The following is a 20947-nucleotide window of genomic DNA, read 5'->3' as shown; positions in this document are numbered from 1 at the left end:
GAAGAAACCGGCACCAGGTGCCAGGAAGAACGTCGACATGCCGGAAACAGAAGCAAAGCGCAGCAATCGGCGACTGATCGCGATCGCAGCACTCGCAGTCGTACTCCTCGTGCAAGGCGCCTACTCGTTCGGTGTCCGCCCTGAGTCGTACCCGACAATTCGCATGCCCAGCTTCGGTGGCGTGCCCAATGCAGACGGCGAGTTCAGTGGAAGTGGCTTGGATATCACTCTCCATTACACCGACGGATCCACGATCAGTCCCAACCCAGTGGATCTCGCCGGCGATATTCGCTACTCATCCGCGAGAGCATCACTCGATTATGCGTTCCGCCCCAGCGGGGCAGGCGACCGAAACACCCGAACCGCGGACCCTGAATTGGTCGAATGGCTCCGAAACCGCAGCGTCGAAGTCGGAAGTGGTGCCATCCCGGACAGTATCGAGTTCTGCTGGCGCAAAACAATTATCGACATCACCGACGGAACCGATGCGTCAACTGACCCGTGCGAAACGACAAGGGTTGATCTATGAGTGCCCGTGCGGGAACTCTGTTGTTCCTGCGCGACCACATCGATCAGTTGTGCGAGGCGTACCGCGGGGATGCGAGGTTCCTCGCTGTCATTCGAATTCTCTTCGCGCTATATGTGATCGCGTTTCCCATCGACTACACGTGGGCGGGCGAGGTTCCCTCGATTCTGTTTCATCCGCAATCCGGTCCGTTCTTCCTGCTGTCGTCACCACCCTCCGAGAACTTCCTCGTCGGACTCGAAGTCGCCCGATTCATCCTGGCGATCGCCATCTTGGTCGGATATCGAACGACGGCCGCGTCCATCGCAATGCCCCTCACGCTCATGACCGGCAGCGGGTTGGTCAATTCCTTCGGCAAGGTCGACCACTTCATTCTTTTCGAAATCTTGCCGGTGGCCATGGCAGCCGCTGGATGGGGCGCCGCATGGTCCCTCGACGCACGACGTTCACGCACACAACGCAAAGCACTTCAAACCCGCGGACTGCCCATGCTCATCTGGGCAGTGACGGTCGCCTACGCCCTGTTTACAGCGGCACTACCCAAAGCTGCGTCCGGCTGGCTGAACCCCGAATTGCAGGCAACCCGGGGCTACGTTGCACGAGACGTCGCTGACCCCACCAAGCTCGGTCCGCTGACCCACGAACTATTCGACATCCATTCGGAGTGGCTATGGAAGGCACTCGACTACGCCACTGTCTTCGCTGAAGGCTGGTTGATCGTTGCCGTGCTCTTCCCTGTCTTGTTCAGAATCGGGATCGTCGTCTTACTCGGGTTTCACCTTGGGGTTTATCTCGCGTTGGGCATCGAGTTCGACAGCTATATCTTCGTGTATCTGCCGTTCCTGTCGGCGCCTGCTGTATGGGTCACCAAGCGAGTCCTGGGCAGAAGGCCCGATATCGGTAGAACGTCGGCGCCGGAAACTCCACGTCAAGTATCTCCGGCCAGTTCGGACGCACCGTAAATCTAATATCCGGGAGCGGACCTTTCCGTCACAGTTCGTGAGTGCCCCAATCACAGGTAGGCGATCCCCAGACTCCCTCAACCTGGGGATCAAACAAACCTACTGTCTCCCAATGAAATTCCGAGAACTTCTACATTCACTGACATTCGGTTCGCAGACGGGCGCCCCAATCGCCAATTCGGCGCCGCCATTCGGACCCCACATCGCGTGTTGGGGGCAGTCGAGCCGCGGGGGTCGGCTCGACTGCCTGCACTTACACCAGGCGAAGATGGTTTCTTGCCAGCTGTCTGCTTAACCAGCGTGCGTCGACGCTCAGGGGGTCACTGGAACGCATCGTCGTCACCTGTGGGCCGGGCTCGCGCCGGCAGGTACAGACAATTGTTCAGTGACCCCTGAGTTCGATCGTCGAAATCACCTTCGATCGCCGTGCGTAAGTACATCTAGAGCGTGACACTTCGGCTGGTTGAGCACATACGCTGAAATACCTGGATAGGTACCTGCTTTTCCTTCGTCTTCCGAGTGGTCGCTGTCTCGGTCACGTCCAGAAGCGTTGCACATCCGACACTGTCGGGAAATTGGTCATCTGGATCCGAGACTTTCACCTCATCTGCGATCGACGATCATGATGCGACGATTCCTTGTGTGACCACGAACGCTCGACTCAGACGCAATCGCAGGCGCATTGCCAGGCGATTCAATCCCAACAACGTGTGGGCAACTGTCCTGGTGATTGCACTTTGCGCACTAGTCGCCGTGGCGATCGTCTGCAGCATGATCTTCGACAAAAATCATTGGGGCTGACCCGCGGGCTCACGGCACCTGAACGTGGGGCGGGCGGGGCTCGAACCCGCGACCAATGGATTATGAGTCCACGGCTCTAACCGACTGAGCTACCGCCCCATCCGGATGCGATGCATCGCGGCGAATCCGAATGTTACCGGCACATCCGACGCGGATCACAATCGGGCAGGCGGTGACGCGTTGCACTCTTTCGAGTCGAGTCTTCCAAGGTTGGTCGGCACAGGAGCGATGAGCCGATACCGTGGGAGTGCACACCCCACGGAACAGGATCACCACATGAAGCTTGCACTGACCGAATTCAAGAACTCGAAGGCCACGATCCGGATCATCATGTCCGACGGCGCGAAGCTGAACGGCACCGTCACCGATTTCACCGAAGACACTCTCGTCCTCAATTCTCCGAATGGTGTCTATTACATCAACCCCAGCCACATCATCCGGCTGTTCGAGCCGTCGGATCGCGCAGCGAAGTAAGCGCACCCGTCAAACAGTTCGACGGTTCCACCGAAAGCCCGACGCAGACACTTGCGTCGGGCTTTGGTGTATCTGTCGCCAATATCTACGCGTCGCGTTCACGGGTGCAGCGGCCATCGGCGTCACTGAAAACGACAATGGGCCTGTCCTGTTGGCCGCCATCGAAAGTGTTGTAACTCCAGTGGCAATCGACGAGCATGTTTTCTCCTGCATGCTCGGAGCTACCAAACCCGACCCTGCGGCCTTCCTGGCTGCGCTGGAGTTTCTCGATGCGCGTCCACAGCAGACCTTCTTCGTCGACGACAACCTGGTGAACGTCCTCAGCGCTCGACGGCTGGGAATTCGCGCAGAACAAGCAAACAAGGCGGCAGACGTCGAATCGGCACTTCGATCGGTGGACCTGCTGCGAGCGCACTAGGTCAGACGAATACAAGAAAGCCCCCCACCCGATTTCTCAGGTGAGGGGCTTTGCTGCTCCCCCGGCTGGACTCGAACCAGCAACCGTCCGATTAACAGTCGGAAGCTCTGCCAATTGAGCTACAGGGGATTGTCTTGCTCGCTTCGCCCGTTCCGGCGTTGCCTGAGAAACTGTAGCGAATCCTCCACCGAAGTACCAAATCGCCTGCCCAGCGAGTCATCAGGCAGGATGGAGTCAGGACGATCGGTGCTGGAGGGAAGCAGGAATGATGCGTTTGTTGATCGGTGTTGCAGCTGGGTACGTCCTGGGAACCAAAGCGGGCCGCGCACGATACGAGCAGATCAGCCGGGCCGCGAAGGCGGTGGCCACTAGTCCGGCCACCAAGAAGGTGTTGGACGCGTCACGGCAGAAGCTGGCCGACTCACTGAGTACTCAGCCCAAGCTCGAGCCGATGAAGCCGATCAACGAGGAGACCACGATTCTGGTCCCCCACGACCAGTTGAAGAAAAACCGCTAGGTCAGACGCTTTGGTCGCCGACAGCCTGCTCACGCAGCTGTCGGCGATACTGCTCCAGCGCCACGAGGTCTCCGAACAGTGAGTTGTATTCCTCGGGGGCCGCAGCAGGTGAAACGCGCTGAAGCTTGGATTTGAGGTCGGCAACCTGCTCGCCCACCCACGCTTCCTGCAGTCGTGCGAGCACTCCGTTGATGTAGCGCGGAACCGTGTCTTCGTCGCACGGCATCGGTTCGACGGCCAGCTCAGATACAACCGAGGCCACCGTCATGTCCTCGACGCCCTTGGTGACGACTTCGATCCACTCGGCGCCACCGAGCCCCTTGCTCGTTCCACCGGCGTCAGCCATTGCCTGTCTGATGACAACGTAGGCGGGGTGGGTGAATGTCTCGGGAGGCAACGAGTCGAAGACACTGCCGGCGATGCCAGGGTGCTGCAATGCGGCCTTGAGGACAGCTCGCTGCGTCGAGAGCGCCGGATCGTTGGGCCGGGGCCTGGAAATTCCGATCGGCAGCGCGAGCGCATCGGCAGCAGGTGCCTCGACAACCTGACGACGCTTGGGCGCCGGCGAAGATCCGCGCGTCGACGCCCGTTTGCGAGCTTCGTCACGCACTCGTCGTCGAACCGACGGAAGATCGTCCCAACCGACCCATCCGCACAACAGATTCGCATAGCTGTCGCGCAGAGTTGATTCCTTGATCTGCGCAACGACGGGGACGGTACGACGCAGTGCCTCGACGCGACCTTCAGCGGTCTCCAGATCGTGTTCGGTGAGGATGGACTTCACCACGAACTCGAACATCGGAGTGCGCCGTGCCACGAGGTCGCGAACGGCGGCGTCACCAGACTTCAGACGCAGATCGCACGGGTCCATTCCGTCGGGCGCGACGGCGACGAACGTCTGCCCGGCCATCTTCTGATCACCCTCGAACGCCTTCATCGCAGCGGCCTGCCCTGCGGCATCACCGTCGAAGGTGTAGATGATCTCACCGCGAAAGTAGCTGTCGTCCATCAGGAGTCGGCGGAGCATCGCAAGGTGCTCCTCACCGAAGGCGGTTCCACACGAAGCGACGGCGGTCTTGACGCCGGCCAAGTGCATCGCCATGACGTCGGTGTAGCCCTCGACGACTACCGCCTGGTGCCCCTTGGCGATGTCGCGCTTGGCGAGGTCCAAGCCGAACAGGACCTGAGACTTCTTGTAGAGGATCGTTTCCGGCGTGTTGACGTACTTACCCGGCATGGTGTCGTCGTCGAAAAGCTTGCGGGCACCGAAGCCGATGACGTCACCGGCGACGCTGCGGATCGGCCACAGAAGACGGCGATGGAACCGGTCGATCGGACCTCGTCGCCCCTCTTTGGACAGCCCGGCTGCTTCGAGTTCCTTGAATTCGAAGCCCTTGGACATCAAGTGTTTTGTGAGAGTGTCCCAACCTTCGGGCGCGTATCCACACCCGAACTGCAGTGCTGCGGCACCGTCGAAGTTTCTCTCGGTGAGGTAGTCGCGAGCCGCCTGGGCATCGGGTTCGCGCAGACGAGCGGCGTAGAACTCCTGAGCCGCCGCGTTTGCTGCGATCAAGCGTGCACGAGTGCCGCGATCGCGCTGAACGGACGGCCCACCACCCTCGTACGAAATCGTGTAGCTGAGCCGATCCGCCAACTGCTCGACAGCCTCGACAAAGCTGATGTGATCCATCTTCTGCAGGAACGAGTACACGTCCCCGCCCTCACCGCAGCCAAAGCAGTGGTAGAGGCCGTGGTTGGGTCGCACGTGGAACGACGGCGACTTCTCGTCGTGAAAGGGACACAGACCTTTGATCGAATCGCCACCGGCACGCTTGAGTGAAACGTATTCACCGACGATGTCCTCGATGCGAGTGCGTTCGCGAATGGCCGCGATGTCTCTGTCAGAAATTCGGCCCGCCACGTACATCAGTCTAGGCGGTCCCCCGGCACCTCCTGACAACGATATGTTGATGGCCGACTCTGCACCGCAGCGATGGGACCGACGATGACTGAAAACGCCTCGAGCTCGCACGAAGGGCGATCAGGAACCCGATTCGGCGTGTACGAGTTGCGTCGCCTCCTCGGCCGAGGCGGAATGGGTGAAGTGTACGAGGCGTACGACACCTCGAAGGATCGCCTGGTCGCACTCAAGTTGCTCCATCGCGAACTTGCGGCCGACCCGTCATTCCAGGCTCGTTTCCGCCGAGAATCTCGCACCACCGCCGCCTTGAACGAACCGCACGTGATCCCGGTACACGACTGGGGCGAGATCGACGGAGTCCTCTTCATCGACATGCGTTTGGTCGAAGGTCATACGTTGCGCGCCGAGTTGGCCGAATTCGGCCGACTCACGCCTGTACGAGCCGTCGACATCGTCTCGCAAATCGCCTCGGCGTTGGACGCCGCACATGCCCGCGGGCTCATCCATCGCGACGTCAAACCAGACAACATCATTCTCACGAACAACGGCTTCGCCTACCTCGTCGACTTCGGAATCGCATACTCACAGACGGACACGAAGATCACCACCGAGGGAAGCGCAGTCGGTTCCTATGCGTACATGGCGCCGGAGCGGTTCGGAATCGAAACGCCGACGGCCGCAGCGGATGTCTATTCCCTGGCTTGTGTCCTCTACCAATCACTCACCGGAACAACACCTTTCAACACCACAAGCATCGAGAATCTGGTCAATTCGCACCTGAACGCTCCGCCGCCACGCCCCACACTGACAGTTCCGTCGCTCCCGCAAGGTTTTGACGCCATCGTGGCTCGCGGCATGGCAAAGGATCCCGCACACCGCTATCCGACTACGGGAGCGCTCGCACTCCAAGCGCGGCAGGCCCTCTCGACGACCGACACCCCCGGTTCCGCCGGCGGATTGCACCCCACGATCGTCGGGCCGCCCATCTACACCACGGCGAATCCCGCTCACGGGAACTACACGCACATCGCGACAAAGACCAAGCGAAACCGAGCCCCGATCGCGATCGGTGCGGCTGGAGTTGCACTCGTTCTGGCCGCAGGAGGCACGGCGGCCTGGGTAATGCTGGGGAACTCGGGACCCGAATCACCCACCACTGCAGCAGCTTCCATCTCCACGTCGGCACCGGCACCCACTCAGGAGCCGGCCAGAACGCCCAAGCTCGAGCCGCTACCCACCGCCGGACTGCAGGCGACCACGACCACCCGGGCGTCGAACCCGTCCGCGAGAAATGGCGACCTCGGGGTCAGCAAGCCGATCACCGTCCCCTCGTGCAAAGGAACCGGAATCGTGGTGTTGGCCAATGCCACCGATCCGGCAACGTACGCCAGCGAGATCCAGAACTACCTCGACGCGTTCCCCGGCTCGAAATACCTACGCACAGACCAGTCCTGCCCGTCACTGCGTCAAGTCTCCGATTCGGGGACGGCGATCTACACGGTGTATCGCGAATCCGGGAACACCGAGTCGAAGATCTGCAAGGACGTTCGCGCAGCAGGCGGCGACGCTTACGGCAAGTGGCTCGATACCACTACCGACCCGTCGACGCGGATGACCTGCTGAAGGCGTAAGCGGCTCAGCCCCAGCTGGCCTGCGCGCCCAGGCTCGCTTTGTCCACCCGTTCCAGCCGACTCTCCGTGTACGACGCGATCTGATCCACCACTACCCGGACCCGAGCACCGTCGTCCGCGGCGCGTTCCCACGCGGGCAGCAGGATCGGATCGAGCCCGGCCGGCGCAGTCGCCAGCAGCCATTCCGCGACGCGATGAACACGATCACGCTGCCGATCCTGACGCGCCTTGTGTCCGGCGTCGGACATCACGTAGTACAGCGCCACGGTCTTGAGCAACGCCACCTCGGATGCGACGGCCTCGGGTATGTCGAGGTCGGCTTGATACCGCGAGAGGGGTCGGTCACCGTGTGTCAGCCGGGTGCTGGCGATCGCCGCGGTAGCGAAGCGACCCACCAATTCACTCGTGAGATTCTTCAACGCGACGGAACTTCCGAGTGTGCCGTCGAAACTTCCGACCCCGCGTACGACGGGGAGTTCGGACAACCGTTGAGCGGCGTCGATCAGATCGTCGACTACCAATCCCCGAAACTCGGAGGCCCCCAGTTCTGCCAGTGCGCGCTGCTCGGACGGATCGGCAAGCGAGCGAAGGTCGATACGGCCTGCGATCACCCCGTCCTCCACATCGTGCACGGAATACGCGATGTCGTCGGCCCAGTCCATGACCTGAGCTTCCAGGCATTGCCGACGCTCGGGCGCCCCGTCTCGAACCCAGGCGAGCACCTCTGCGTCGTCGTCGTATGCCCCGAACTTCGCGCCGGGCTGCGGCCGGGTCCAGGGGTACTTGATGGCTGCGTCGAGTGATGCCCTGGTGAGATTGAGGCCGGCACTCAGACCGTCGGGGCGCAGGATCTTGGGTTCGAGGCTGGTCAATATCCGCAGATTCTGCGCGTTGCCCTCGAAACCTCCGCAGTCCTTGGCGACTTCGTCCAGGGCCTTCTCGCCGTTGTGACCGTACGGCGGGTGCCCGATGTCGTGCGCGAGACCGGCGAGGTCCACCAGGTCCGGATCGCAACCGAGTCCGTCGGCGATCCCTCGCCCGATCTGTGCGACCTCCATCGAGTGCGTCAACCGCGTGCGAGGTGTGTCACCGTCGCGCGGGCCGACAACCTGGGTCTTGTCGGCCAAGCGCCGCAAAGCCGCGGAGTGTTGGACACGCGCCCGATCTCGCGAGAAGTCCGAACGATGCTGCGCCGCTGCGATCTGCGAACCCGGCAACCCCGCTCGCTTCGGCGCCTCGACGACACGACGTTCGAGGTCGTGTTCGGAGTAGGTGCCGCCTCCGTAGGTGGTGTGAGCTGTCATGGTCGCTATTGCCCTGCCGTGTAGGGGAAGTCTGCGGAGAAGTGCGTGAGCTGATACCAGAGCAGCGCGCCGGTTTCGCGAGCGATTCCGTGCAACTGGGATTCGCGGGTGAAGACAGCCGGGCCCTGACGAGTAGGTGCGGTCCACGCCTGGAGTCCTGTGTCGCGGGCCATCGTCCGCGTTCGCAAGGAGTGCCACGGGTCACTGACCAGGACAGCGGAATTGATTCCCTGCGAGGACATCTCGGCGCTCACCGCGTCGATACTGAGAAGTGTGTCCGAACCGGTCTCCACTGCGGTGATCGCACTCGACGGAATTCCGCGATCGGTCAGATACATCTTTCCCGACGCCGCTTCGGTGTACTCGTCACCTTCTTGTTTACCGCCGACGGTGATGATCTGCGGCGCCACTCCGCGCTTGTACAGCTTGTACGCCTGCTCGAGTCGGGCCTCGAAGACGGACGACGGAGTGCCGGAATACTGAGCCGCGCCCAGAACGACTATCGCGTCGGCCGGCCGCGTGTCGTCGATGCGCGCCACCTGCCACACCCGGAACGCAGTACCCCCGACCAGAACCACGGCCATCAACACGGCACCGGCGATCAGTCGGCGCGTCCAGCGAGCCAATCCTGCCCCGAAGCCGCCCGCCCGTGAGGGTGATGGGTCGTGGGGGCGGTTACCGAAAGCAGGTTTCACTCCCGCAATTCTGCCAGTTCGCGGCGATCACCTCCGATGCCGACGCGCCACAACGGATAGATTTGCGTCATGGCCCTCGCACCACACTTCGCGCAGTTGTCCTCGGTAGAGCAGAGTCGGACAATCACCCGACCCGTTCGCCGTCGGGGAAGCGCCGCCGCCGTCGCGGCGATTTTCGCTTTGCTGGCGCTCGTCTTCAGTCCTGCGCTCGCCTCGGCAGACGCCCCGATGGTGTTGCCGAATCACATCACCGACACCTCCGGGGTTCTCGACGCCGGGCAACGCAGCGACATACAAGCCGCGATCGATCAACTCAGCGAGGACCACCAGATCGATCTGTGGGTCGCGTTCGTCCCCGATTTCAACAACCTGGGTGGCCAGGCGTGGGCACAGCAGACAGCCACGAAGTCGACGCTGAGTACCAAGTCCGTCCTGCTTGCAGTTGCCACGGCGGAGCGTGCTTACTACCTCGACGTCCCCGCTGAGCTGAGCAACATCACGGATTCCGACATCGAATCGATCAATTCCGACGCGGTGGAACCGGCTCTTGCCGAGGATGATTGGACCGGCGCGGCAATTGCTGCAGCTGGAGCACTCGGCGACGCGAACAACACGAGCGGCGGAATGGGAGTCGGAACACTCCTCATCGCGGGCGGCGCTGTGGTGGTCGGGACGGGCGGCGTGGTCCTGTACTCACGTAAGCGCAAGAACGACAAGAACAAGGCAAGCGTCGAAGCCGCGAAGAACATCTCCCCCGACGACATCGCCAGCCTCAACGCACTCCCGCTGCCGACGCTCGACGAACGCGCGAAGGAGATCCTCGTCGAGACGGACAACGCGATCGCCGGCAGCCAGGAGGAGCTCGATCTGGCCCGCAGCGAGTTCGGAGATTCCGCCGTCGCACCCTTCTCGGCAGCATTCGACAAGGCCAAGGCCACCCTCGCCGAAGCCTTCGCGATCAGGCAGCGACTCGACGACGCCATCCCGGAAACTCCCGATCAACGCCGCCAGATGCTGATCGACATCATTTCCTCGTGCGGTCGAGCCGACCAAGAACTCGAAGCTCGCGTCGAGGAGTTCGACGGGCTTCGCGACCTTCTCATCAACGCCCCCGCACGTCTCGATGCGTTGACGCAGAGTGTTGTTTCTCTCAGCGTGCGCTTGCCCGAATCCGAGGCAATTCTGACCAAATTGAAGGATCAGTTCCCCGCGCCGACGCTGGCATCTGTCGTGAACAACGTCACGATGGCCAGCGAACGCCTGACGCTCGCCGAGAAGTCGATCGAGGAAGGCCGCGATGCCACCGCGCTGCCGGCCGGTAAGCAAGGCGCTGCCGTCACCGCGATTCGCACTGCCGAAGCGGCTCTCGATCAGGCACGCAAACTGCTCGACGGCGTCGATCACGCCGCCGACGACATCCGAAACGCCATCGCGACTCTTCCGTCCGCGATGGACGACGTCCAGCAGGGCATCACTGCTGCGGACGCTTACCTGGCGCAGGGCGGGCAGAAGTTGGCGGACGCGAAGGCCGCAGCCCAGGCAGCGTTGGCGAATGCTCAGACGTCGAAGGACAGCGATCCGCTGACAGCCTTCAACCAGATCGTCGCGGCCGACGCCCAACTCGACGCGCTGCTTGCCGACGCTCAGGAGCAGAAGCAGCAGCTCGAACGTGCACAGCAGCGCCTCGCCCAGGACATTCTGGCCGCACAGGCTCAGGTGACCGCTGCAGGCGACTTCCTCGGAACCAGGCGCGGCGCGATCGGGGCGGAGGCGCGCACTCGCTACGCGGAGGCTCAGCGGCACCTGCAGGCGGCCCAGCAATTGCAGGCTTCGGATCCGTCGAAGGCACTGCAACACGCCCAGGCCGCGACCACCTTGGCGACGCACTCACTTCGCGCCGCGCAGAACGACGTCAACACCTGGGAAGCAAACCAACGACCCCGCGGTGGCGGCGGCGATGCGACGGGAGCGATCCTCGGCGGCATCCTGATCAACAGCATTCTGCGAGGTGGCGGCGGGCCCCGCTCGTACGGCGGACCGAGCAGCAGTGGACGCTCAGGTCGCGGTGGCGGCGGCGGTGGTTTCGGCGGTGGCGGCGGCGGCCGAACCAGTCGAGGCGGCGGCGGCCGGTTCTGACGGATCCTGTCGAGGTAGTAAAATCCCTACTTTGTTCACGACCGCACTCGTCGTACGCTTCATCCGGCAAGTCGGGATCACAGATCATACGAAGGTGTTATGGAAAGCGTCGCCCCGCAGATAACCGTCGTTGTACCTACATACAACGAGCGTGAGAACCTGCCAAAGCTCGTCGATCGCCTCGCCGCGTTGAAGATCCCGAACCTGCACGTCCTCGTGGTGGATGACAACTCCCCCGATGGCACGGGCGAGGTTGCGGACAAGTTGGGTATCGATGGACCCATCCCGGTCGGAGTGCTTCACCGCACGGTCAAGGACGGACTCGGCCGTGCTTACGTCGCGGGCATGAGCCGGGCTCTGGCGGAGAACGCCGACATCGTCATTCAGATGGACGCGGATCTCTCCCATCCGTCCGAAGCGATCCCCGCCATGATCGAGATCCTCACCACGACCGATGCGGCAGTCGTTCTCGGCTCCCGTTACGTCGAGGGTGGCGCAGTTGCCGGCGACTGGCCGTGGCATCGCAAGGCTTTGTCCGCCTGGGCGAACTTCTACGTCAACGCTATTCTGCGACTGCACGTCAAGGATGCAACTGCAGGCTTCAAGGCGTGGCATGCAAAGACCTTGCGCGACATCGACGTCGAATCGGTGCAGAGCAACGGCTACGCATTCCAGGTCGAGATGAACTACCGAGTTGTTCAGCGCGGCATGAAGATCGCCGAAACGCCAATCCGCTTCGAGGAACGCACCGAAGGTGTCTCCAAGATGAGCCTCTCGGTTCAGTTGGAGTCCGCTCTGGTGCCGTGGAAGCTCAAGTTCGGCAAGAAGTCTCTCTGACCTGCGCGGCTGATCGAAAATAATCGGCGGTCTGCGTGTCCGACGGGTAGAACGACTCAATCGCGATCTCTGCAAGCGTGACGTCGCGCGGCGTACCGAACACGGTGGTGGTGCTGAACATCGCCAATTCGGTATCGCCCGCGCGTACGCGCAACGGAACCAGCAGGGAATTCGCGCGGTCGTCGTGCCAGTCTCCGCCGCTCGGATAGGTGCGCAACTCGTCGAGCAGCGACGCCAACTGCGCATCCGCACTGACCTCCACTTCCCGCGCCAACCTGGCGAGCAGGTGGGTCCGCCACTGCGCGAGGTTCACGATCCGCGGCGCCATGCCCTCGGGATGCAAGCTCAAACGCAATACGTTCACCGGTGGTTCCAGGAGGAATTCAGCGGCCCCCTCGGTCAGGATTCTCACGGCCTGGTTCCCGGCGATCATCTCCCATTGCTGATCGACCACCACGGCCGGATAAGGGTCATGCGCGTCGATGATGCGATCGATGGCCTCGCTCACCGCTGACATCGGCGCTTCCGCCAACGATTTTTGCGAGTACTCCGGCGAGTGGCCACTTGCCAGCAGAAGCGTATTCTGTTGCCGTAGAGGAACATCCAGGCATTCGGACAGGTGAAGGATCATGTCCCGGCTGGGTTTGGAGCGGCCGGTTTCGATGAAGCTCAGGTGCCTGGTCGACACTCCTGCCGCTGCCGAGAGGCCCAACTGAGTGAGCCTTCGCCGCTCCCGCCACCGCTTGAGTTCGGTGCCAACGTCCATCGTCTCGAAGGTCATTCTTTCAAGTTAGCGACCCGAGGTAGCCGAGACCATGACCTCGGAGGTAATCGACCCGAAGCAGTTTCGGAGGAACAGTGGTCTCAGCCGGCGAGACCGCCGGATGTTCACCACCGGAACTGATCAAGGGAGCGACCATGAGCGACTTCGACGCAATCGCCGACGCCTATATCGACATGTGGAACGAAACAGATACCACCGCCCGTAGAGCACGGATCGAGCAATTGTTCGCACCCGGCGGCCGCTACACCGATCCGCTCGCGGACGTCACCGGACACGATCAGATCGACGCGATGATCAACGCTGTGCAGCAACAATTTCCGGGCATGCACTTCACCCTCATCGGGCCGGTGGACGCGCACCACCGACAGGCTCGATTCGGTTGGGCTCTCGGCCCGGCGGGGGCCGAGTCACTGATCGACGGGTTCGACGTACTCGAACGCGACGACGACGGCCGGGTGACGCTTGTCCTCGGGTTTCTCGACAAGGTACCTACGGCCTGAAGTGCGTCTACAACCGACAGCCTTCGCCACGAAGGCTGTCGGTGGTCCGTGGCATCATCGGTGCCGATGAACGCCGACGGATTTACCTGGTCCACACCGATTCCCGAGTCCGAGGGTGCTGAATACAGCGCTCACACGCTGACCGTCAACGGCCTTCCCTCCGTCTATCGAACCGCCAAGACGACGCCGACCAAGCTCGGTCAGTTCGTCACCCTGTGGCGCCGTTCCGAGGCCGGGCCCATCCGCCCCTTCGACACCAGCGACGGCGTCGCGCTGTTTGTGGTGAAGGTCTACGACGAAGAACATCTGGGTCACTTCGTCTTTCCCACCGAAACTCTCGTCGAACACGACATCGTGTCGACGAACTTCTCGGGCGGCAAGCGCGCTATCCGGGTCTATCCGCCCTGGGTCACGCCGACCAGTGTGCAAGCCGTCAGAACCCAGCGCTGGCAGAAGCAGCATTTCGGCGAGTTCCCTGATGTATTCAACTCACCTGATACGTCGCGATGATGACGCCTGTTGTCGTAGGAACACTTTCGGTGAGGGTGAACTGAGCGAGCGCAGCACCGTCGGGGAACAATCTGCGCCCGGTTCCGAGAACCAGCGGATGAATCAGCAGAGTGTAGGTGTCGACGAGACGCCGTTCGGCCAATGACGTGATCAGGTCGCCACTGCCCAGAATCACCAGATCCGGGCCATCGCTTTCCTTCAGTGCGGCGACCGCGTCGGCGGCATCGCCTTTCAACACAGTCGAGTTCTTCCACGGCAGCGGTTCACCCAAAGTCCTTGACGCTACGTACTTCTGCGTGTTGTCGAGCACCTCGGTAAACGGATTGTCCGTCTGAAACGGCCAGTACGAGGCGAAGTTCTCATAGGTTCGGCGTCCGAAGAGCAACTCTGATTTCTTCGCCATCCCCTCCCCCATTTTCTGTGCCATGACGGAATCGTTGAAGGGTGCCGCCCATCCACCGTGCTCGAATCCGCCACGACGATCTTCGTCCGGCCCGCCAGGTGCCTGCATGACACCGTCGAGAGTCACGCTGTTGGTCACGCTGAGTTTTCTCATAACTTCGATCCTGCGCCTGAAGATCCACCATGGAAAGAGAAAACGGGCGGTCCTTCTCGAATGAGAAGAACCGCCCGTCAGCTTCGAACGAATCAGGAACCGATCAGCCGCGCAGCCAGGTAGCTTTCCACCTGATCGAGGGCGACGCGTTCCTGCGCCATGGAGTCACGCTCACGCACCGTCACAGCCTGATCTTCGAGAGTGTCGAAGTCGACCGTGATGCAGAACGGTGTGCCGATCTCGTCCTGGCGACGGTAACGACGACCGATGGCACCGGCGTCGTCGAACTCGACGTTCCAGTTCTGACGCAACTGCGCCGCAAGATCTTTTGCCTTCGGCGTCAGATCCGCATTGCGCGAGAGCGGCAGCACTGCGGCCTTGACGGGAGCGAGTCGACGATCCAGTCGCAGCACCGTGCGCTTGTCGACGCCGCCCTTGGAGTTGGGTGCCTCGTCCTCGGTGTACGCGTCGACCAGGAAGGCCATCAGCGAACGCGTGAGACCTGCCGCCGGCTCGATGACGTACGGCGTGTACCGCTCGCCCGTCGTCTGGTCGTAGTAGTTCAGCTCGGTGCCCGAGTGCTTGGAGTGCGTCGAGAGATCGAAGTCGGTACGGTTCGCGATACCTTCGAGCTCGCCCCATTCGCTGCCCTGGAAGTGGAAGCGGTACTCGATGTCGGTCGTGCCCTTCGAGTAGTGCGAAAGCTTTTCCGGCGCATGCTCGTACAGCCGCAGGTTGTCCTTGTTGATGCCGAGGCCGGTGTACCAGTCCAGGCGGTAGTCGATCCAGTACTGATGCCACTGCTCGTCCTCGCCCGGCTTGACGAAGAATTCCATCTCCATCTGCTCGAACTCGCGGGTGCGGAATATGAAGTTGCCCGGGGTGATCTCGTTACGGAAGCTCTTGCCGATCTGACCGATGCCGAACGGCGGCTTCTTCCGCGAGGTGGTCAGCACGTTGGCGAAGTTGACGAAGATGCCCTGTGCGGTCTCGGGGCGAAGGTAGTGCATGCCCTCTTCGCTCTCGACAGGGCCGAGGTACGTCTTGAGCATCATGTTGAAGTCGCGCGGCTCGGTCCACTGGCCGACGGTGCCGCAATCGGGGCAACCGATGACATCCATCGAGACGTCGTCCGGGTTGTCGAGCTTCTTCTTCTCCGCGTACGCCTCCTGCAGGTGATCCTGACGGTGACGCTTGTGACAGTTGAGGCACTCGACGAGCGGGTCGTTGAAGACACCGACGTGACCGGATGCGACCCACACCTCGCGGGGCAGGATCACCGAGGAGTCGAGGCCGACGACGTCCTCGCGGCTGGTGACCATGTTGCGCCACCACTGACGCTTGATGTTCTCCTTGAGCTCGACACCCAATGGGCCGTAGTCCCATGCGGACTTGGTACCGCCGTAGATCTCACCGCACGGGTAGACCAGGCCTCGCCGCTTGGCGAGATTGACAACGGCTTCGATCTTGGACTTGGGTGCCACTCGATTGCTCTCCATCTGGGTAATAGATGCATGATTTTCGTGCGCTTTTCGCACCATCAGCCTATCTGGCGGCTGCCACGCACTTCCGTCCAAGGTTGACATGCATACTTGTGCATATCAAAATGAAAGTGATTTGCAATAATGTGGTGAGATGGCTATGCCCGGACATCATGATCTACCCCTCGAAGGAGCCTCGCTGTGAGCATTGCGGATACCGGCGATCTCCACAAAAGCCATGATCATTCCGACCTCGGACACACGCACGACCCGTTCGAAGCCGCACCCCCCGCGCCCGTGCCGCCCAAGGAAACTTTGGCGGCCGCCGGCGAAATTCTGCGGGCGCTGGCTGCACCCGTTCGCATCGCGATCGTGCTTCAGCTCCACGAGTCGGAGCGCTGCGTTCACGAACTCGTCGGCGCTCTCGGTGTCACTCAGCCACTCATCAGCCAGCATTTGCGCGTTCTCAAAGCAGCGGGCGTCGTCCGCGGCGAACGCAACGGACGAGAAGTTCTCTATCGACTCGTCGACGATCACCTCGCACACATCGTCGTCGACGCTGTCGCCCACGCCGAAGAAGGATGAGATTCCACCGCATGAACACCCCGGGCAGTACGACCTCGAAACGTGGACCGGCCACCGTCGGCGTTCGTTCCACGAAACAGCGCAGCGCCATCTCCGCCCTGCTCGACGACATCGACGAATTCAAGTCGGCACAGGAACTGCACGACGAACTGCGCAAGCGCGGTGAAGGCATCGGCCTGACCACCGTCTACCGAACGCTGCAGGCACTGTCCGACGCCGGAACCATCGACGTCCTGCGCACCGACACAGGTGAGTCCGTCTACCGACGCTGCTCCTCCGGACACCACCATCATCTGGTGTGCCGCAACTGCGGATTCACCGTCGAGGTCGAGGGCCCGACGGTCGAGCAGTGGTCACAGACCATCGCCGAGGACAACGGTTTCACCGAAGTGAGTCACACCGTCGAGATCTTCGGCACCTGCCGCGACTGCGCCGCCGGCTGACAGCTGACAGCGTCAGGGAATCAAACCCTGACGCGCGGTATCGGCGCCGGTCAGCGCGAGTAGCAACATCGTGGTCAGTGCCTCGTCGTCCAGTCCGGCCGCCGGGAACGTGTATCGCAGGATCACGTCCGCCAGACTGCCGTGGCCGAATACCGCGATCGAACCGAATTGGATGGTCCGGTTCCGCTCGGCCACCTTGCGATGCAGTGCCGCGCTGACCGGTCGGTCCCACGCGAGGACACACGTCATGGACAGCACGTCCAGCCCCTCGGACAAATTCATCGCCTGGATCGAGCACAGCGCGCCGGAGTACTGGAAACCAAGCGAGCCGTCCGCAGCCACATCGACCGTCACGAAATGCGCCAGCGAGGCGGCCGCGCGTTCTTGTAGGCGGGCTGCTTCGTCGGTGGTGTCGGTCATGTTCTCCCCTGTCATTTGACGCCACCGAATCTACGGTCGCGTGAGGCGTATTCGACGCAGGCGGCCCAGAGATCGCGGCGGTCGAAATCGGGAAACAGCTTCTCCTGGTACACCATTTCGGCGTAGGCGGATTGCCAGATCAAGAAATTGGACGTCCGCTGTTCCCCCGACGGACGCAGGAAGAGATCGACGTCGGGCATGTCGGGTTCGTCGAGGTACTTGGCAACCGTCGCCTCGGTGATCTTGTCCGGATTGATCTCACCGGCCGCGACACGCTTCGCGATTTCCTTTACCGCATCGGCAATTTCGGCCCGCCCGCCGTAATTCACACACATGGTCAAGTTCATGACTGTGTTGTTCTTGGTCAGTTCTTCGGCGATCTCGAGTTCCTTGATCACACTGGCCCACAGGCGCGGCTTACGACCGGCCCAGCGAACACGCACACCCATTTCGTTCATCTCGTCGCGTCGGCGGCGGATGACGTCACGGTTGAAGCCCATCAGGAATCGAACCTCGTCGGGACTGCGCTTCCAGTTCTCGGTGGAGAATGCGTAGGCGGAGAGCCACTCGACACCCATCTCGATGCACCCGCACACCGTGTCCATCAAGACCGCTTCACCGCGTTCGTGCCCGGCGGTTCGCGGCAGACCGCGCTCCTGTGCCCACCGTCCGTTGCCGTCCATCACCAACGCGACGTGGCGCGGGATGAGTTCGGTTTGCAGGATCGGCGGGGTCGCCCCGGACGGATGTGGGTCCGGTGGCCGGATCACCCGTTCAGCAGCAGGATCAAGCGGAGTTCGCGGTTCGCGTCGTCGAATCACGGGTTCCATCCTGCCTCACGGACAAGTCGACCTCGACGGCTGCATGCGGCCTCGAACGCTCGATCAGCGGCAACGTCCGCAATTGACGCTCGAGATGCCACTGCAGGTGTGCCGCGACCAGTCCGCTGGCTTGCGTCCGCAGCGTCGCGGGCGCCGAATCGGTGCCCTCCCACTCCCCTCGGAGCAGGGCTTCCATCAAGTCGAGCACTCCGGGCGACGGCGTCGCAGCACCCGCCGGGCGGCAGTAGGTACAGACGGCTCCGCCTGCGGCGACATGAAATGCACGGTGCGGTCCCGGAGCGCTGCAGCGGGCGCACTCTTCGAGGGCAGGCGCCCAACCCGCATAGCCCATGGCTCGCAACAAGAACGCGTCGAGCACGAACTCGACCGGCCGCGCTTGCTCGGCGATCGCACGCAGTGCTCCCACCGTCAATCGCTGGAGCTGCGGGGCCGGCGCGCGTTCCTCGCCGGCCAACCGCTCGGCAGTTTCGAGTACGGCGCAGGCCGTGGTGTACCGGCTGTAGTCGTCGACGATGTCAGTGGCGAAGGCATCGACCGTCTGCACCTGAGTGATGATGTCGAGATTCTTGCCCGGAAGTAGTTGCACGTCGATGTGAGCAAACGGTTCGAGTCTGGCACCGAATTTGGAGGTGGTCCGGCGGACACCTTTGGCCACGGCACGTACCAACCCGAACTGACGGGTGAGCAACGTGACGATGTGGTCGGCTTCGCCCAGTTTGTGCAGGCGCAGCACCACCGCCGTGTCTCGATACAACCTCACTCGACCAGTGTCCCACGTTGTACCGACGACCGATCCCGATGCCGCGCCCGATGACAAGTCGGAAATACGGCGGGTCCGTCCGGATAGACTGGCCCGATGCCGAGCGACGCAATTGCGCAACCTGTCACTGCAGAGTTGACCGGTCGCGAAGCGCGGTGGGAGCGACACAACTCCGAGCGTCAGAAACGGATACTCACCTCGGCTGTCGAACTGATCGAAGAGCGCGCGGCAGGTGCCGAGGTGTCCGTCCAGCAGATCGCCGACCGTGCCGGCCTCGCCAAGTCGGTGGTGTACCGACAATTCAGCGGCCGAGACGACCTCGATCGACGAGTCCGAGCGTTTGTGCTCGGCCAATTTGCGGCGGCCCTGGATGCGTCGATGAGCATTTCGGTAGGCACTCTCGACCAGATCCTGACCCGAACCATCAGCGCCGTCGCCGAGTGGATCACCGAGCATCCGCGGATTCACGAGTTCATGGGTACCGGCCCCACCGACTACGACGACGAGAGCATCGACGCGATCAGCAGCTTGAAGGCGACAATCGCCGACTCGGCCCGCACCACTATCACCGAAGTCGGTCGATCCGTGGGGATCGACTCCTCACCCTTCGATTCACTACCGTTCGCAGTGGTGACAATGGTCGAGGGCACGCTCACCCACTGGGTCCGAAGCACCGATCCGAAACCGAGCCGCGAAGAGATCGTCGCCGACCTCGCGAAATACACCTGGTACATGTTCGACGGCGTTGCACGCTCGAGCGGGCTACAGATCGATCCCCATGTCGAATTGTCCACGCTCATAGCCGAACTGGTGTCCTCCGACGGAGGAACTTCGCGGCCGGACTAGATCCGGGTCTTGTCGGAACGCTTCGGCTCGCCGCGGTAGCGGGCGTAGTCGCCGTCGATGCGCAGCTTTCGCCACGCACGCTTCGACACCGGATTCATCAATCCGAGTTCGTCTGCCAGGGCTCGCATTTCACCGAAGTAATTACCCAGGATGCGGCGTGAATGTGGGCTCCCCCAGAAGGCGCTCTTCATCACCTCGTCCGGGATTCCGAATTCTTCGGCGAATTCCTTTGGCGGTGACATGATTTCGCCCGCAAGCCAACGCATCGTGCCGGGGAAGGCGACCGATGTGATGGCTCGACTCGTACGACTGAGTCTGGGGACGTGATTGCGCAGGAACTCGTGAGCAAACGAGATGTGTCTCGCTTCTTCGGCGATGTGAATCTCCATGGTGCGGAGCATCGCCGGCGGCGTGTCCTTACCCTCGCGGATGAGATCCTTCTGGAAGTGGTCGATCGGTTCTTCACCAGCCAGAATGCCGATGAAGAAGATGACCGGGAACTTTGCTCCCAGCACTCCGATGATCGGCGACAGCCGCCGGAACATCGGACGCATACCCGGTACGTCGATGTCCATACGGTTGACGAGCTCTTGGAACATCTGGATGTGATTGCACTCTTCGGTCATCTCATGCAGGCAGTACCGGAACTCAGGCGACTGGTTGGGTAGCGCCATGATGTATTGCAGCATTCCCCGGATCAAGATGCTCTCGAATGCCGAACCCACCTTGGTCACATTCGCCTGACGCCACATTCCCATGGCGATTCGACGCTCCAACGACTGGTCCTGGTACCACTGCGTCGCTCCGAGCGGATCCGACACGGATGAGAGTACCCACCTCGGATCATGCGGATCGATCGCGAACTCTGGTGAATCCCAGTCGATGTCGAGATAGGGATCGAAACTGCGGGCAACTGAGCCCTCGGACAAAGTCTGCAGTACCTGGCGGTACGGCTTTTCCACTTCGATCGACGCTGACCGAGCCATCGGTGTCTCCTC

The 20947-nt window shown here is 62.0% G+C and carries 23 protein-coding genes and 2 tRNA genes; 13 read left to right on the top strand and 12 right to left on the bottom strand.

Translation table 11 applies throughout. From position 1 onward, the window contains the following. The first annotated feature begins 37 nt into the window (after positions 1 to 37). Positions 38 to 529 carry a hypothetical protein gene (locus tag QMA15_RS05365; protein ID WP_279163960.1) on the top strand — a complete coding sequence of 164 codons (492 nt, stop codon included), beginning with the start codon at positions 38 to 40 and terminating at the stop codon, positions 527 to 529. After that, positions 526 to 1488: an HTTM domain-containing protein gene (locus QMA15_RS05360; protein ID WP_279163961.1), complete on the top strand. Its 963-nt coding sequence runs from the start codon at positions 526 to 528 to the stop codon at positions 1486 to 1488. Before QMA15_RS05365 ends, QMA15_RS05360 begins: the two co-directional genes overlap by 4 nt. An 826-nt stretch (positions 1489 to 2314) precedes the next feature. Here the strand turns inward: QMA15_RS05360 and QMA15_RS05355 are convergent. Then, positions 2315 to 2388 (bottom strand) — tRNA-Ile (locus QMA15_RS05355). A 177-nt stretch (positions 2389 to 2565) separates the two neighbouring features. Between QMA15_RS05355 and QMA15_RS05350 the strand changes: the two genes are divergently transcribed. Both QMA15_RS05350 and QMA15_RS32755 read left to right on the top strand, forming a co-directional pair. Continuing rightward, entirely contained in the window at positions 2566 to 2763 is a 198-nt protein-coding gene (locus QMA15_RS05350; RefSeq protein WP_003941659.1) for a hypothetical protein, read from the top strand. A 181-nt stretch (positions 2764 to 2944) separates the two neighbouring features. After that, positions 2945 to 3181 carry an HAD-IA family hydrolase gene (locus tag QMA15_RS32755; RefSeq protein ID WP_341464807.1) on the top strand — a complete coding sequence of 79 codons (237 nt, stop codon included), beginning with the start codon at positions 2945 to 2947 and terminating at the stop codon, positions 3179 to 3181. Between the two features lie 56 nt (positions 3182 to 3237). Here QMA15_RS32755 and QMA15_RS05340 read toward each other — a convergent pair. Next, positions 3238 to 3310: transfer RNA gene (locus tag QMA15_RS05340), tRNA-Asn, on the bottom strand. Between the two features lie 136 nt (positions 3311 to 3446). Here QMA15_RS05340 and QMA15_RS05335 point away from each other — a divergent pair. Further along, on the top strand, positions 3447 to 3698 hold the full coding sequence (locus QMA15_RS05335; RefSeq protein WP_003941570.1) for a hypothetical protein: 252 nt from the start codon (positions 3447 to 3449) through the stop codon (positions 3696 to 3698). A 1-nt stretch (position 3699) separates the two neighbouring features. On the opposite strand, the gene dnaG is transcribed toward QMA15_RS05335, so the two are convergent. Then, positions 3700 to 5619 (bottom strand): DNA primase, encoded by a 1920-nt coding sequence (gene dnaG, locus QMA15_RS05330; protein WP_003941578.1) that lies wholly within the window; start codon positions 5617 to 5619, stop codon positions 3700 to 3702. Between the two features lie 72 nt (positions 5620 to 5691). Here dnaG and QMA15_RS05325 point away from each other — a divergent pair, with 72 nt between their 5' ends. Continuing rightward, the gene (locus QMA15_RS05325; RefSeq protein WP_099697618.1) at positions 5692 to 7242 is read left to right on the top strand and encodes a serine/threonine-protein kinase; all 1551 of its coding nucleotides are present in this window, start codon (positions 5692 to 5694) and stop codon (positions 7240 to 7242) included. A gap of 13 nt (positions 7243 to 7255) precedes the next feature. Here QMA15_RS05325 and QMA15_RS05320 read toward each other — a convergent pair whose 3' ends face one another. Both QMA15_RS05320 and QMA15_RS05315 read right to left on the bottom strand, forming a co-directional pair. Beyond that, positions 7256 to 8554, bottom strand: a complete 1299-nt coding sequence (locus tag QMA15_RS05320; protein ID WP_021344665.1) for a deoxyguanosinetriphosphate triphosphohydrolase — start codon at positions 8552 to 8554, stop codon at positions 7256 to 7258. 5 nt (positions 8555 to 8559) lie between these two features. Next, a complete protein-coding gene (locus QMA15_RS05315; RefSeq protein ID WP_128638009.1) occupies positions 8560 to 9138 on the bottom strand; it encodes a YdcF family protein in 579 nt (192 codons plus the stop codon). 180 nt (positions 9139 to 9318) lie between these two features. Here QMA15_RS05315 and QMA15_RS05310 point away from each other — a divergent pair, with 180 nt between their 5' ends. Beyond that, complete coding sequence (locus QMA15_RS05310) at positions 9319 to 11385, top strand: TPM domain-containing protein (protein ID WP_021344666.1); 2067 nt, start codon at positions 9319 to 9321, stop codon at positions 11383 to 11385. Between the two features lie 99 nt (positions 11386 to 11484). After that, positions 11485 to 12222 (top strand): polyprenol monophosphomannose synthase, encoded by a 738-nt coding sequence (locus tag QMA15_RS05305; RefSeq protein ID WP_003944487.1) that lies wholly within the window; start codon positions 11485 to 11487, stop codon positions 12220 to 12222. Here QMA15_RS05305 and QMA15_RS05300 read toward each other — a convergent pair. Continuing rightward, a complete protein-coding gene (locus tag QMA15_RS05300; protein WP_019748994.1) occupies positions 12197 to 13003 on the bottom strand; it encodes a helix-turn-helix transcriptional regulator in 807 nt (268 codons plus the stop codon). The two genes, QMA15_RS05305 and QMA15_RS05300, sit on opposite strands and share 26 nt — an antisense overlap. A gap of 137 nt (positions 13004 to 13140) precedes the next feature. Here QMA15_RS05300 and QMA15_RS05295 point away from each other — a divergent pair, with 137 nt between their 5' ends. Then, positions 13141 to 13506: a nuclear transport factor 2 family protein gene (locus QMA15_RS05295; protein ID WP_024487641.1), complete on the top strand. Its 366-nt coding sequence runs from the start codon at positions 13141 to 13143 to the stop codon at positions 13504 to 13506. A 48-nt stretch (positions 13507 to 13554) separates the two neighbouring features. Further along, positions 13555 to 14016 (top strand): MepB family protein, encoded by a 462-nt coding sequence (locus QMA15_RS05290; protein ID WP_021333379.1) that lies wholly within the window; start codon positions 13555 to 13557, stop codon positions 14014 to 14016. On the opposite strand, the gene QMA15_RS05285 is transcribed toward QMA15_RS05290, so the two are convergent. Then, the gene (locus QMA15_RS05285; protein ID WP_019748997.1) at positions 13991 to 14572 is read right to left on the bottom strand and encodes a dihydrofolate reductase family protein; all 582 of its coding nucleotides are present in this window, start codon (positions 14570 to 14572) and stop codon (positions 13991 to 13993) included. The two genes, QMA15_RS05290 and QMA15_RS05285, sit on opposite strands and share 26 nt — an antisense overlap. Before the next feature lie 92 nt (positions 14573 to 14664). Beyond that, entirely contained in the window at positions 14665 to 16056 is a 1392-nt protein-coding gene (locus QMA15_RS05280) for a glycine--tRNA ligase (RefSeq protein ID WP_003944491.1), read from the bottom strand. A gap of 294 nt (positions 16057 to 16350) precedes the next feature. Between QMA15_RS05280 and QMA15_RS05275 the strand changes: the two genes are divergently transcribed. Both QMA15_RS05275 and QMA15_RS05270 read left to right on the top strand, forming a co-directional pair. Further along, on the top strand, positions 16351 to 16638 hold the full coding sequence (locus QMA15_RS05275) for a metalloregulator ArsR/SmtB family transcription factor (protein WP_223257795.1): 288 nt from the start codon (positions 16351 to 16353) through the stop codon (positions 16636 to 16638). 11 nt (positions 16639 to 16649) lie between these two features. Beyond that, complete coding sequence (locus tag QMA15_RS05270) at positions 16650 to 17081, top strand: Fur family transcriptional regulator (protein WP_029255635.1); 432 nt, start codon at positions 16650 to 16652, stop codon at positions 17079 to 17081. Positions 17082 to 17093: 12 nt separating this feature from the next. On the opposite strand, the gene QMA15_RS05265 is transcribed toward QMA15_RS05270, so the two are convergent. From QMA15_RS05265 to recO, 3 genes are read right to left on the bottom strand one after another with little or no spacing between them, the layout of a single operon-like run. After that, positions 17094 to 17516, bottom strand: a complete 423-nt coding sequence (locus QMA15_RS05265) for a YbjN domain-containing protein (RefSeq protein WP_019749000.1) — start codon at positions 17514 to 17516, stop codon at positions 17094 to 17096. Then, positions 17513 to 18322: an isoprenyl transferase gene (locus tag QMA15_RS05260; protein WP_029538323.1), complete on the bottom strand. Its 810-nt coding sequence runs from the start codon at positions 18320 to 18322 to the stop codon at positions 17513 to 17515. Before QMA15_RS05260 ends, QMA15_RS05265 begins: the two co-directional genes overlap by 4 nt. Continuing rightward, positions 18288 to 19103, bottom strand: a complete 816-nt coding sequence (gene recO / locus QMA15_RS05255) for a DNA repair protein RecO (RefSeq protein WP_019749002.1) — start codon at positions 19101 to 19103, stop codon at positions 18288 to 18290. The genes QMA15_RS05260 and recO overlap by 35 nt, the downstream gene beginning before the upstream one ends. Positions 19104 to 19199: 96 nt before the next feature. Between recO and QMA15_RS05250 the strand changes: the two genes are divergently transcribed. Beyond that, the gene (locus QMA15_RS05250) at positions 19200 to 19949 is read left to right on the top strand and encodes a TetR/AcrR family transcriptional regulator (protein ID WP_007731095.1); all 750 of its coding nucleotides are present in this window, start codon (positions 19200 to 19202) and stop codon (positions 19947 to 19949) included. Here the strand turns inward: QMA15_RS05250 and QMA15_RS05245 are convergent. Continuing rightward, positions 19946 to 20935: a diiron oxygenase gene (locus QMA15_RS05245; RefSeq protein WP_019749004.1), complete on the bottom strand. Its 990-nt coding sequence runs from the start codon at positions 20933 to 20935 to the stop codon at positions 19946 to 19948. The genes QMA15_RS05250 and QMA15_RS05245 overlap by 4 nt on opposite strands. Positions 20936 to 20947: the final 12 nt, after the last annotated feature.

The sequence above is a fragment of the Rhodococcus sp. APC 3903 genome (genome assembly GCF_030407755.1).
Classification (GTDB): Bacteria; Actinomycetota; Actinomycetes; order Mycobacteriales; family Mycobacteriaceae; genus Rhodococcus_F; species Rhodococcus_F erythropolis.
Note: the sequence above shows the minus strand (reverse complement) of the source record. Positions and strands in the feature narration are given on the sequence as shown.